Raw genomic sequence first — 14230 nt, 5'->3', positions numbered from 1 at the left:
TTGGAAAACCTAGAAAACATACCTTAATCAAATCAATCTTTTTTTACAACTCCCATGTTATCCTAATATAGCTCTACCGAAGATCATAGAAAATAGTAAAAAATACCAAAAAATTAGTTTCAGTTAAACCTATCTTTAAATCCTTATTTTTTTATCCGATTGCCTCTTTATAAAATATGAATATTAGTTTGGAGCAGATTTTTAATATTTCTCCTAATTTTCAAAGTTTGCTAACAGATATTGCCATTGTTATCCTAATTTTAGGACTTAGTTATTTTGTTCTAAAAATTGCTAAAAATTTATTATTTAGACAGTTAAAAAAAATTACCCGCCAAACCAAAACAGACTTAGATGATCAAATTATTGAAATTATTAATAAACATATAATTCCCATTGGTTACTTTATTATTTGTTATTTAACCTTTAAGGAAGTTGAAATAAATGAAACAATTTTAGGATTATCTAGGACTTTTTTTAGTGTTGCTATTACTTTTTGTACATCGAGATTTTTAGTTGATTTATCTAGGGTAATTATTAGATTTTATAGTAAAAAATATCATTATTCCAATTCCATTGTCGAGAAAAATATTAACGCCCTTTTTCCTGCTATTAGGGTTGTAATTTGGACATTGGCAGCCATATTTACCATTAGTAATTTAGGTTTTGATATTGGGGCGATTATTGCAGGTTTGGGGATTGGTGGTGTTGCCCTTGCCCTTGCATCCCAAGGAATTTTACAAGATTTATTTAGTTATTTTGCTATTTTATTCGATCGCCCCTTCGAGATTTCTGATTTAGTTTCCGTGGATGAATTTACGGGATATGTACAACACATTGGCATCAAAACCACCAGAATAAAAGCTCTCACAGGGGAAGAATTAGTTTTGGCAAATACAGACTTAACTAGCTCTCGTCTGAGAAATTATAAAAGGATGCAAAGTCGTCAAGCAAAAATAAAATTAGGCATCATTTATGAAACTGATAATCATCTACTGCCCCAAATTCCCGAAATTATCGAAAAAGCCCTTATGCCCTTAGAAAATATTACCTTTGATATTGCTTATTTTTCTGGTTTTGGAGATTTTAGCCTCGACTATGAAGTCATTTATTTTGTCCATAGTAATAATGAGTTAAAAATTTATCGCAAAGCCCAACATGAGGTTAATCTTGCCATCAAATTCGCTTTTGCCGAAGCCAGAATCCAGTTTGCTTATCCTACAGCCCTACATTATCTTAAATGATGAACAGTTTAGACTAAATCCTGTTTTAAGAATAGTAAACTTTACTAATCAGATTTGGTGTTGGTTCAATAGATTGAAAGAACTACCGTTAGCCGTGCAATAAATTTACACGGTAGAGCAACTGCGAAGATAGAATCTATTTATAACGAATTGTCCGAACTTGATATAATACGAACAAAATCGCCCTTATAGCCCCCAATTCAGGGGGACTTTTATTGTATCCTTACTCCTAATCACCCTTCATCTAACCCTCATTAACCCGTGTTACGCATTCCTGCGGCGATACCGTTAATGGTAAGTAAAGCACCCCGCAATAATTCATCTTTGCTATAACGGAAATGAATTAAACCCGCTTTGTCTTGATTAGCATATTGACGCAGACGTTTTAATAAAGATACTTGCAAGAAGCCAAGGGGTACAATAGAACCATTACGCAACTGTACTGAGCGTTGCAATTCGGGATCAGTATCCAATAATCGCTCTTGTTGATTGATTTTTAAGACCATTTCTCTACTCAGATAGTATTCCTTGGCAATTTGGGAGAATAGCTTATGGAATCGCTCTTTATCTTCATCCTCCGCCAATTCTTCCACATAATGACTTGCCATTTGTAAATCTACTTTAGAAAGGGTCATTTCCACCTTAGAAATTACCATCTTGAAGAAAGGCCATTTTAGGTAAAAATAGCGTAATAATTTCAAATTCTCCTCAGGCTCTTTGGCTAAAAATTCCTGTAGGGCAGTACCTACCCCATACCAAGCAGGGAGCAAGAAACGGCTTTGAGTCCAGCTAAACACCCAAGGAATGGCACGTAGGGAGCTAATATCCTTTTTACCTTTCTTACGACGGGCAGGGCGGGAGCTAATTTGGAGTTTACTGATTTCCTCGATGGGGGTAACGGAAAGGAAGAAGTCGATAAAGTCTGGTTGTTCGTAAATTAAATCTCGATAGGCTTTCCTGGAGGCGATCGCAATTTCTTCCATAATCTCATTCCAAGGCTCAATATCATCAAACCCACTACCCAACAAACTAGCCTGAATTACAGCGGTGCTGATGGTTTCAAGATTATACAAAGCCAACTCTGGTAAGGAATACTTAGAAGCCAAAACTTCCCCTTGTTCAGTAATTTTAATACGTCCATTGATGGTGGAAGTCGGTTGAGCCAAAATCGCCGCATAGGCAGGGCCTCCCCCCCTACCCACAGAGCCACCCCTACCGTGGAAAATTTTGATTTTTACCCCATAATTTTTACCCAATTTTGCCAAAACCTTTTGGGCTTTATGGATTTCCCAATTACTACTCATAAACCCTGAATCTTTATTACTATCAGAGTAGCCCAACATAATCTCCTGGAGGTTATAAGGAGTTAACTTCGGTAATACCAAATTAGACTGACTATTGGTAGGAATTTCCTCATATCCCCCCGCCAAACAGGCACGATAAAGGGGTAAATCAAACAATTCTTTCATCACCGAGTAGGATCTTTTTAAGTCCTCCACCGTCTCAAATAGAGGCACTATACGAATGGTACTAGCTCCAATTACGGGGTCATACAATCCTGCTTCCTTGGCTAATAATAATACCTCTAAAACATCACTGACATAGTTAGTCATACTGATGATGTAGGTGTTGCAAATTTCTAAACCAAATTCCCCTTGCAGCGCCCTTAACACCTTAAAAGTTTCAATGGTTTCGGTGGTAGTCTCAGAAAAAGGAATTGGATTAGGCACAAGGGGGCGACGGGTTTTTAATTCCCTCACTAGCCACGCGGTTTTTTCCTCCTCGCTTAATTCATTGTAGGGTTTATCCAACATTCCCAAATATTGGGCGATTTCGTTAAGGGCATCGGAATGGCGAGAAGAATCCTGACGAAAATCTAACTCGGCAAGATGAAAACCATAAATTTCTACTTGGAAGATAAGATGGTCTAATTCTTGACAGTTTAATCCTGTTTGCTCAAGGTTAAGTTTAATCAGTTTTAGGTCATCTAGGAAGTCGTTAGCACTAGGATAAAGGTTATCATCCTTGGTGGCTAATTTAATGGATTTACGGGTTTCAGGGTTCGATAAAGCCTCATTACGAGCCTTGGTGTTGTGTAATTTTTTCTCGATAAAAGCCAATTTGAGGCGGTAAGGCTCTTGGCGATAACGAACATATAATCTATCATACACATCAGGCATCTTGATGCGATCGGTTTCCAAGGAATCTAATAATTCTGGCAAAACATTAGACCAATGTAACGATAAACTTAGTACATCATTTAACTTCGCCACAGATTCCAAATATTTTTCAATGACAAGGTTACGTTGATAACAAGCCGTTGACCATGTAACTTCAGGGGTTACAAAAGGGTTACCGTCACGATCGCCCCCTACCCAAGAGCCAAAATAACAAAACTTATGACTAGGGGCTTTCAATTTAGGAAAAGTGCTATGTAAAGCCTGTTGTAATCGTTTGGAAAGATGGGGCAAACTATCAAATAATACCTCTTGGAAATAGTGAAGGGCATAATCCACCTCATCTAATACCGTGGGCTTAAACTGGTGTAACTCATCGGTGCGCCACCACAACTGAATCTCATCCATCAAACGGGAGCGAAAATGCTCAGCTTCATAAGAATTAGTTAAACCCATGGCGCGACAAGATTCCTCAGCACCATCCAAGCGCTCTAAAATTTGGGAAATGCGTCTTTGTTTTTTGCGAATGGTATGACGGACAATTTCTGTAGGGTGCGCTGTGAATACCAAACGAATATCCAACTCATCCAACAATTCTTGAATTTTTTGAGGGGGCATATTCAACTGTTGGAGATGGGGGAATAACCAATGAAAAGTACCTCCACTAGCCGGATTGGGTTTTTGTTCAAAATAACTATAATCTTTATCCCCAGAATCAACAACTATTTTTTCGGTTTCGCCCTCAATCAATTTATCAATGACACTATCCATTTTAGAACCATTTACTTGATCTTCGGTGGTGGTACTACGGATAATTTTTTGGTTTCTTTGTTCGTAATGTTGCTCGACAATGTTAATTAATTGGAAATAAAGAGCTAAAGCGCGTACAGCCTTGATGGCATCATCTAACTCTAATTGCTCAATCCATTTACTAACAGATTGTTTGGGGCTTTCGGAAGTTTGTCCTTCAGGAGAACAAGCGGACTTTAATTGTTCTAGTAAATCTACCAAATGCTGTCCACATTCATTGGTCAAAACTAATTCCCACAAATTCTCAATTAACTTTAATCGGTGGCGCAATAGTAACTCTGAGTTAGAGTAGATGCTTAGTTCTTCTTCTTTATGGCTAGTTTTGGTAAAAGTCATAATATTTACTTCTCTATAGATGTTGATTCATGGGCTAGTTGTCATGACAACCTTATAATCTTAGCGGTGATTAGTCCTTAAATAAAGTTTTTTCAGATACATTTTTTATCTATATTCATCTATTCCCCATCACTCTGATTATATTTTCTCCTCAATTTTCTTGATAAATATCTGCAATTTATCATTTAATGGTCTGGTTTTAAAGTTGATCAAATTTTATTTTCTTCTGGTTAATTTTCATTGCTATTATTTGATTTATAACTCCCTCTGACGACAATCATGAACCAGTCTTCTAGCTCTAATACCGTTCTTGAAAGTAATCTTAATCCCTATATTACTCTAAATAATCAGGGAATTATCCTTCCAGGAATGGAATTATCTGCCTCTGAACATCGTTTGGGTCGTGACCCTACTATGGTAGATTTAGTTGTACCTAATGATTGGAATATTGTCAGTCGTTGTCAGGGACTTTTTATTCGGGAAGATAATCATAATTATCGTCTTTTTGATGGTAACGGGGCAAGACGTAGTTCCAATGGACTTTTTATTAATAATAAATTAATTCCCCTTCATGGTCATTTATTGAGTAATGGCGATCGCATCCAAATCGGTCAAAATCCAAGGGATTGGGTGATTATTGAATATCATTCATCTCAAGTCCATAGTGGTTTTACCCCCCCTAAAACCCAATCTATCTCTTTATTAGAAAAACCCATCATTCTTGGTAGGGATGAAAACGCAGATTTACGATTAGAAGCGCCTACGGTATCCCGAAAACACGCCGTCATTACGAAAAATAGTAAAGGAGATTATATCCTCACCGATTATAGTGCTAATGGGGTGTTTGTCAATGAAAAAAAAGTTAATGGCTCTTGTGTGATTAGTCATAATTCATTAATTACCATTGGTCCTTATCGTCTGGTATTACAAGGACATAAATTAGTTATCGCTGATCCAGGGGATAATATTCGTTTAGATGCGTTTAATTTGATTAGGGTTGTTAAAGATCAAGAAGGAAAAGATCGCACTATTATTAATGATATATCTTTACCCATCGAACCTGGTCAATTTGTGGCTTTGGTGGGAGGTAGTGGGGCGGGAAAATCAACTTTAATGGGTACTCTTTTGGGTATTCAACCCACAACCCAGGGAGCTGTATTTATTAATGGGGAAGACTTACGGCAAAATTTTAATATTTATCGTAATCAAATTGGTTATGTACCGCAAAAAGATATTATTCATAAGGATTTAACAGTTATAGAAGCCCTCGAATATTCTGCAAAATTACGTTTACCCCCTGATATTAATATTCGGGAAATAGTCAGTAAAACGTTAGACCAAATTGAGTTAGTTGATTATAAGAATATTTTGGTTAAAAATCTCAGTGGTGGTCAGTTAAAAAGGGTAAGCATTGGAGTAGAATTATTAGCAGATCCTAAGTTATTTTTCCTCGATGAACCCACCTCAGGGCTTGATCCTGGATTGGATAAAAAGATGATGGAATTATTACGCAAATTAGCCGATGAAGGACGTACCATTATTCTTGTTACCCATGCCACTACAAATATAAGTATGTGCGATCGCCTCGTATTTTTAGGCAGAGGGGGGCATCTTTGCTATTATGGTGAACCCCAAAAAGCCATGGACTTTTTTAATATTTCTAGTGGGAATTTTGCGGATATTTATATTAATTTAGAAACCATTGAAGCGGTGATTAATAAAGCTCAAGAATTTAAAAATTCTTCCTATTATCAAGATAATATTAAAGATCATTTGTCACAAAAACACACCACTTATTCTATGGCTAATAATACGGGTTATAATTTTACTAATACTTCTTTAAAGGGTAATAAAATCCCTTATCAATCAACCCCTGAAAAGGTAAAACCATCTTTATTAAAACAAACTATTACCTTAACCCAAAGGTATGGCAAAATCATTTTTAGAGATAAAATAAACCTTTTAATATCCCTTTTGACAGCTCCTATCGGTATTAGTTTAATTAGTTTTGCTATCAAAATTGAGCCTTTCACCATCGAATCAGATAATAATCCTAAGTTAGCATCAACAGCCCTTAGCGTCTTATTTGTTTTCACTTGTGCTAATATTTGGGTCGGTTTATCAGGTGCTTTGCAAGAAATCGTAAAAGAGGCAGATATTTATTTTCGAGAAAGGTTAGTAAATCTTGATATTTTTGCTTATTTATTTTCTAAATTATCGGTACTAAAGCTAGTTACATTTTTACAAAGTTTATTGATTGTTTTAACTATTTTAATCCGTTTTGCAAGTCCTAATTCAGAATTAATTCCTTGGTCAATGGGAGTTTTTATTACCAGTTTTTTGACTATTTTTGCTAGTATAAATTTTGCCTTAATGGTATCTGCAGGGGTAAAAAATATTACTCAAGCTAATAGTTTGTTACCCTTATTATTAATCCCACAAATTATTTTTTCAGGGGTGTTATTTACCATGGAAGATGCAGGGAAATATTTATCATGGTTAACTATTAGTCGTTGGTCTGTGGGGGCTTATGGTACATTGGTTGATGTTAATGCCATGATACCTGAACCCATTATATTACCCGATGGCAGTGCGATCGCCCCGGGAATCCCCGAATCATTGGTTTATGACTCCACCTGGCACAACCTCGCCATTAACTGGTTAGTGTTAATGTTGCATACTCTTATCTACTTTGCCATAACGTTTATTTTACAAAGAAGAAAAGATATATATGGCTAACTACAGAAGAAGTGAAAAAATAAAGAATATACACTTTTTCCCATAAAAAAGGGAGACATATTAGCCTCCCCATAGTTTATCAATTAGACAGCTTCAAAATCTAAAGCATCAATGATAGTTTTGTTATAAATAATTCGCCCGGGGGTAGTGTGAATATATTGGGCAATTTTTTCACCCTCAGCGGTTTCCCGTACTTTGCGATCGCCATAATACTTCCAACAACTACCATCGCCGAGTTGTTCAACCTTTTCGGGTTTATCATCAGGGTGACTACCATCAACCGCCCCATCAAAACGAACCCAAACATAAGCATGTAAATCAATTAACCCTTGCTCATAGGCCCTAAAAGCATCCTCAAGGTTAGCATAGTAACCCCCAGCGCCCTTAGTCGCCGCAGGATTTTCCGCCGTGAGATAATAACAACCCAATACCATATCCTGAGAAGGAGCAATAATAGGTTTACCAGTAGCAGGGGAAAGAATGTTATGACAAGCCATCATCAACAAACGAGCCTCCGCCTGGGCTTCAATGGATAGGGGTACGTGTACCGCCATTTGGTCCCCGTCAAAGTCAGCGTTAAAAGGAGGACAGACAAGGGGATGGAGTTGAATGGCTCTACCTTCCACCAACACAGGCTCAAAGGCTTGAATACCCAAACGGTGGAGGGTGGGGGCGCGGTTTAGTAATACAGGGTGTCCGGTAATTACTTCTTCTAACACCTTCCAGATGCTAGGATCACCTTTAATGATCATTTTCTTAGCCGCCTTAATATTACTGACAATACCCAGACGGATGAGACGATTAATCACAAAGGGTTGGAAAAGTTCGATCGCCATTTCCCTAGGCAAACCGCATTGATAAATTTGTAAACTAGGACCAACTACAATTACCGAACGTCCAGAGTAGTCCACCCGTTTACCCAAGAGGTTTTGACGGAAACGACCCTGTTTACCCTCAATAATATCAGAAAGGGATTTGAGGGGGCGATTATTACCACCAACGACGGTGCGTCCTCTACGGCCATTATCAATTAGAGCGTCCACCGCCTCTTGTAACATCCGTTTTTCGTTACGGATAATGATTTCAGGGGCAAGGATTTCTTGAAGACGTTTTAAACGGTTATTACGGTTAATTACACGACGATATAAATCATTTAGGTCAGAGGTAGCAAAACGACCACCATCTAACTGCACCATGGGGCGTAAATCAGGGGGAATGACAGGAATTACACTTAAAACCATCCATTCAGGTTTTGAACCCGTAGCGATAAAGTTATCAATTAAGCGTAATCTTTTGATTAATTTTGCTCTTTTTTGCCCTTTGCTATTGCTGATTTCTTCTCTTAGTTTATCGGCTTCTTCTTCTAAATTAATCTCCTGTAATAGACGTTCAACCGCTTCAGCGCCAATGCCCACTTCAATATCTTCTAATTCGGAGTCCTCGGCGTAGATTTGCTCCTCAATTTCCATCCATTGATCTTCGCTGAGCAATTGACGATTACTCAAATTACTCGCATTCCCAGGGTTTAGCACCACATAGGAGTTAAAATAAACCACCTGTTCTACATCCCGTAGGGGCATATCAAGGAGAATACTTAAATAGCTAGGAATCCCTTTTAAGTACCATACATGGGTAACAGGGGCGGCCAATTTTAGGTAGCCCATACGATGACGGCGCACCCTAGACTCTGTAACTTCAACCCCACAACGTTCGCAGACAATACCTCTGTGGCGTACTCTTTTATATTTTCCGCAATGACATTCCCAATCCTTGGAAGGACCAAAAATTTTCTCACAAAATAGCCCGTCCATTTCTGGCTTAAGGGTACGATAGTTAATGGTTTCTGGGGTTGTTACTTCACCGACGACAATACCATTGGGTAAGGTGCGCTCGCCCCATTCTCTAATTCTTTCGGGGGAAGCGATGCCGATTTTTACGTAGTCAAACTGTCTTGTTTGTTGCTTTGTCATGCTATTGTAATGAGCTAAACCTTTTCTATAGAATCAATCAATATGTTGTTTGCAATTATCCGAGGGCTTGTTATTTTTCTACTTTGAGCGATAATTGTCCAGAAAATACATTATACTATAATATTTAAACAGATCGATTCCAGTGGGAATTAATCAATACTGTATAGACGATCGCAAACATCCCCAACACTGCAAAGGCAACCGATAAACCAATCATTTGACTATCAAGAATGTTAGTGGTTTGTTGACTCAATAAATTATAATTAACACTGAAGTTGGCCGCCGCCATGCCCGTATAGTGCATGGATAATACCGCAATTCCCATAATTAGAGATGCAGTGGCTTTTTTGATATTATACAAAGCATCTTTTGTGCCTGTCCTTAAACCAATCACGATTTTAATGGCCGCAAACGAAGCTGCGATCGCAATGAACACTGATAAAATAAACAAAGTAGGATCATAACTAATATCCGCAGCCACCCTGATGGCCGCCATACCAATATAGTGCATTCCCGCAATGGCTGCCCCCATACTAATAGCACCCGCCACAATGGTTTTATTAGTAACCAAAGGTTGAGTAATGATATATAACCCCTGAATACAACCCAACACCGCCGCCAACAAAGATACCAGCACAATCAAAAAATCATAACTAATTTTCGGCTCAATGGAAAAAGCCGTCATCGCAATAAAGTGCATTCCCCAAATACCCATTCCCATAGTCACCGCACTGATAATTAACCAACTCCAACGCTCTAAACCCTTATTAAACGTAATCTCCTGAGACATCTCAATGGTGAAATAACCAGCCCCCACCGCAATGATAGCCGAGAGAATAACTAGGGGAATATCATAAGTTACATTCATGATTGTTACTAATTTATTTTTAAGAACTATTTGTTTACCGCAGAATAACTATTTTGTAAATGTTTATTCACAATATTTAACAATTGTGTTTGAGAAAAAGGCTTCGCTAAAAAATCCCTTGCCCCAATGCTTTCTATCTTTTGAGCATCCAGCATTTTATGATTACCACTAACAATGATAATAGGAACATTCTTAAACATCGAACTACTTTTAAGAATTTGAGAAAGACGATTACCATTAATTTTTGGCATTGATAAATCCATCAAAATCAAATCTGGCTTACTTTCAAACAAATAAGAAAGAGACTCCATAGGATTTTCCACCGTTACCACCTCAAAATAATCCCCTTGTAGATAATCCTTAATCGTTGCCAACATTGTCGGACTATCATCAATACAAATAATTTTAGACTTATTCTGTGTTGATGAACCATGGAGAGAATTAGATAAATGATGATTACCATTAATTCCCATGGATTGAGCCATTATATTTGCCTGTTGTGGCGATGATGATGGTGTTGTTGGGTTGTCCATTGTTTGTGCCATAGGAGACACCGTGGGTAAATTATCATAAGGATACTTTGCCTTTTGTACATTGACGATGCCATGGTGAATATAAGGGGCAAGTAAACCGATTATTTTTAACTCATCTTGTTTTAATGCCGTGGCAATGTCTCGGATAGTGGTATCACCTTTTACCAATTTTGATAATTGAGTTAATACCCTCATGGATAACTTTCCTTGGGGTACTTTTTTTTGTGCATCATTAATACTGGTAAATACTGGGCACTGGTAAGGGGAATTTGCCACGGGGGATAATTTTTGCCACAGTTGATGACGAATACGGAGAGATTTAACCGTGGTAGAAATATTTATGGGGTTATCTCCCACAACATTTTTAATGTTTAATACCTCTGTTTTATTTAATTTTTCCCAATGATATTCGCCTTTGTTTAACCATAGGAAAGATTCGAGGGCATCTTCAGTTAATTTTTTGAGAAGATGACTTTTATCTTCATCGTTAATAAATTGCTTTTGAGAAAGTAAATGTATTATTTGTATTAATTGTAATGTGTTAATGTTTTGTCTTGTTTTAAGGACATTAATAATTTTTGTAGCTACACCAGGATTAATGGCACTTAAATAATATTCGAGGGTATCTAATGATTGTAATGAATGATTTGCATATTGCAACACACCATCAATATAATACAAGTTCCACGTCACTAAATTTGATTCTAATGTTAGATGGACGGTTAGTTTATTTTTATAAAGAAACTGTAAAATGCTAACGGGATTAAATGTGGATGGTTGTTTTTGCGTCTTATTATTCATCTTGTTTTTCTCCTCGAGTAATTTTGTGCGATCACAATCTTTATTTCTATGCCAACGGTATTAACCTAACTACTTTTCCTGGATTTTTAAATTGTGTCCTGATTTATTTAGCTATTATAGAGTATGGTTTTATGATAAATATTAAAGAAATATTTACTTCTTTGAATAATTACCAATTTTTTTTGTTTTGATTTTCAAGATTAAGTGATAATAACCAGTGGTAAATATACCGTAAATACCAATTTATTTAGAGTTTAATCGATATTATAACCTTGGTAAAACTAAGTTTAATTAAACTATTTTTTTTGGTAATTTATACTTAAATCTTTATAAAAACTTTATATAAGTAATGGGGTTATTTTTAACATTTGTTAACAAAACCTTAAAGATAATTAACCTTAACTAATTTTTCGATGGTTTGTAATAAATTTTCCTCATTATAAGGTTTGGAAAAATAGCCATCTGCGCCTAAATTAAAGGCTAATTTTTTGTGTTTTTCATTACTGCGGGAAGTAAGCATGATGATGGGTAAAAATTTAAATTGAGAGTGGCCCTTAATTTCTTCTAATACTCCATAACCATCAAGGCGTGGCATTTCAATATCACAGATAACCCCTTGTACGGAAATTCCTGCGAGTAGTTTATCAACGGCTTCTCGCCCATCCTTGGCTTGTTCGACTTGATACCCTGCTTTTTCGAGGGTAGAGGCAAGGTAACGACGGACGTTAATGGAATCATCCACAATGAGGATAGTATTTTCCCGATCGCCCCTAAAACCTTTATAATAATCTGAGCCAAACATTTGAGTACGTGGTTCATAATCATATTGTAGATCCATGGCTTCTTGAAAAATGACCACAGGATCAACTAAAGGTAATACCCTGCCATCCCCTAAAATAAGGGAACTAATGAACCCGGGGGGTAAAGAAAGATGGGTTTCAATGGGCCGTATGGTAACTTCTTGTTCACCCCAATAACGCTCAAGGTGAATTGCACCGCAGTTAATTCCTTCTCCCACAATCAAGAGGGTAGATTTATCAATAACAGGATAACCAGGCATTTCAAAGGGTTTACAAGGACGATTAAAAATTAACAAATCATCCAGACGCACCACAGGAATAGATTGATTTTGCCATGTCACCTTTTTTTGATCCATAGATTCGGCCTTCACAATTTCCCTAACACTGTTAACAGGCACAGCAAAAACCATTTGATTGGTTTCTACCACCATCACCCGCAAAATAGATAAATTAAAGGGCAGAGAAAGGGTAAAAGTAGTACCTTCTCCTAGGGTGCTATAGGCGTGAATTTCCCCTTGTAGTTCTTCAATATTCGATCGCACTATATCCATTCCCACTCCCCTTCCCGATAACTCCGTCACCTCCGAGGCGGTGGAAAATCCTGGTTCAAAAATATAATCCATTATCTGAGAGGGTTTCATCTTGGCAATTTCTCCCTTACCCATACCCATTTTGAGCAGTCGTTGCTTAATTTTATCTAAAGAAATCCCTGCCCCATCATCTTGGATAGTAATAATGATTTTTGTGCCGCGGTTAAGGGCGCTCAGGGTGATAGTACCTTGGGCTGGTTTCCTTGTCTGAAGGCGGGTTTGGGGATCTTCAATGCCATGATCAAAAGCGTTGCGCAATAGGTGCATTAAAGGGGCGCTGAGGGATTCGATAAAAGTGCGATCTAGTAAAGTAGTTTCCCCCTCAATTTTTAAATTAACCTTTTTGCCAAATTGTACCCCCAAATCACGGATAAAACGAGGAAAACCCCTCACCAAATCCGCAAAAGGACGCATCTGAATGCGAGTGGCGTTTTTCTGTAACGATTCCATGGTGTGGTTTAATTCTTGCAGGGATTGATTAATATCATTAATACTAAAATTAATATCCGTGCTAACCTCTTTTAACTGTACAATGGTTTCAATTTGTTCTTGGGAAATGACGTGTAAATCGCTATAACGATCCATTTCTAGGGTGTCAAAGTCTTCTAGGGTAGCCTGATTCATCAATGATTGTTCATTCCACGATTTGATGGCGGTGGAATCTTGCTCATTTATCCAACCCTCCGAGGATGCCTTGTCATACCAGTCTCTTAATTCCTTGTTAGAGCGCTCTAATTGACTCATCCTTCGTTGCATCAACTCCCCAAAATCCTTAATTTGCCCTAGCTGTAAGTTAAGGCGATTTCGTTCCAAAATTAGTTTTCCAAAAAGGGTATTAAATTTGGCTAACTGCTCGAGGGGTACTTTAACCATTTTCCCTGTTTGCGGTGCAGTGTGGATGATTTGAGGTTCGGGAAGGGGGATATTTTCTTCTTCGGGGGCATCCTCGGCAATTTCCAAAAATGTATCTTCGATGGCTTCGTCTATCTGTTGCCCCAAGGCTTCTAAGTCTGGTAATTCTTGGGAAATGTTTGCTAGGGATAAATCGAAATCGATGGTTTCGTCTAGGGCGTTAGTAAGAGAGATTAAATCATCGTTTTCTGAGGGCAAATCGAAATCTATGGTTTTATTTTCTAAAGATGATTCCTCATTTTCTGAAGGTAATTCAAATTCTAGGATCTCATCTAGGGCATTACTGAGGGAAAATAGATCATCATTTTCTAATGGTACGTCAAAATCTAAGGTTTCATGGGAGGGAAAAGGCTCTTTTGCTGAAGGTAATTGAAAATCTAAGGTTTCGGACAAGGAAAGTAAATCTTCATCTCCTAAATCTAAGTCTATATTTTCTAAATCAAACTCTGGGGC

The 14230-nt window shown here is 37.4% G+C and carries 7 protein-coding genes; 2 read left to right on the top strand and 5 right to left on the bottom strand.

The window, feature by feature from the left end; translation table 11 throughout:
* Window positions 1-176 precede the first annotated feature (176 nt).
* Window positions 177-1241, top strand: coding sequence for a mechanosensitive ion channel family protein (locus tag IQ215_RS01870; protein ID WP_193799633.1), 1065 nt, complete (start codon window positions 177-179; stop codon window positions 1239-1241).
* A gap of 254 nt (window positions 1242-1495) precedes the next feature.
* Here the strand turns inward: IQ215_RS01870 and ppc are convergent, their stop codons facing one another.
* On the bottom strand, window positions 1496-4564 hold the full coding sequence (ppc, locus tag IQ215_RS01865) for a phosphoenolpyruvate carboxylase (RefSeq protein WP_193799632.1): 3069 nt from the start codon (window positions 4562-4564) through the stop codon (window positions 1496-1498).
* 279 nt (window positions 4565-4843) lie between these two features.
* Between ppc and IQ215_RS01860 the strand changes: the two genes are divergently transcribed.
* Complete coding sequence (locus IQ215_RS01860) at window positions 4844-7303, top strand: ATP-binding cassette domain-containing protein (RefSeq protein ID WP_193799631.1); 2460 nt, start codon at window positions 4844-4846, stop codon at window positions 7301-7303.
* 83 nt (window positions 7304-7386) lie between these two features.
* On the opposite strand, the gene IQ215_RS01855 is transcribed toward IQ215_RS01860, so the two are convergent.
* From IQ215_RS01855 to IQ215_RS01840, 4 genes are all read right to left on the bottom strand, one after another.
* Window positions 7387-9273: a DNA-directed RNA polymerase subunit gamma gene (locus IQ215_RS01855; RefSeq protein WP_193799630.1), complete on the bottom strand. Its 1887-nt coding sequence runs from the start codon at window positions 9271-9273 to the stop codon at window positions 7387-7389.
* A gap of 124 nt (window positions 9274-9397) precedes the next feature.
* A complete protein-coding gene (locus IQ215_RS01850; RefSeq protein WP_193799629.1) occupies window positions 9398-10141 on the bottom strand; it encodes an MHYT domain-containing protein in 744 nt (247 codons plus the stop codon).
* A 26-nt stretch (window positions 10142-10167) separates the two neighbouring features.
* A complete protein-coding gene (locus IQ215_RS01845; protein ID WP_193799628.1) occupies window positions 10168-11475 on the bottom strand; it encodes a response regulator in 1308 nt (435 codons plus the stop codon).
* Window positions 11476-11857: 382 nt separating this feature from the next.
* On the bottom strand, window positions 11858-14230 hold a 2373-nt coding region (locus tag IQ215_RS01840), incomplete at its 5' end, for a hybrid sensor histidine kinase/response regulator (RefSeq protein WP_193799627.1).

It is taken from the genome of Cyanobacterium stanieri LEGE 03274 (assembly GCF_015207825.1).
GTDB classification, from domain to species: Bacteria; Cyanobacteriota; Cyanobacteriia; order Cyanobacteriales; family Cyanobacteriaceae; genus Cyanobacterium; species Cyanobacterium stanieri_B.
The sequence above is the reverse complement of the archived record's forward strand: the minus strand, read 5'-3'. Positions and strand labels throughout refer to the sequence as shown.

Coding starts and splice junctions, on each gene's coding strand:
- IQ215_RS01870 (WP_193799633.1), top strand. CDS start 177: ATGAATATTAGTTTGGAGCAGATTTTTAATATTTCTCCTAATTTTCAA.
- ppc (WP_193799632.1), bottom strand. CDS start 4,564: ATGACTTTTACCAAAACTAGCCATAAAGAAGAAGAACTAAGCATCTAC.
- IQ215_RS01860 (WP_193799631.1), top strand. CDS start 4,844: ATGAACCAGTCTTCTAGCTCTAATACCGTTCTTGAAAGTAATCTTAAT.
- IQ215_RS01855 (WP_193799630.1), bottom strand. CDS start 9,273: ATGACAAAGCAACAAACAAGACAGTTTGACTACGTAAAAATCGGCATC.
- IQ215_RS01850 (WP_193799629.1), bottom strand. CDS start 10,141: ATGAATGTAACTTATGATATTCCCCTAGTTATTCTCTCGGCTATCATT.
- IQ215_RS01845 (WP_193799628.1), bottom strand. CDS start 11,475: ATGAATAATAAGACGCAAAAACAACCATCCACATTTAATCCCGTTAGC.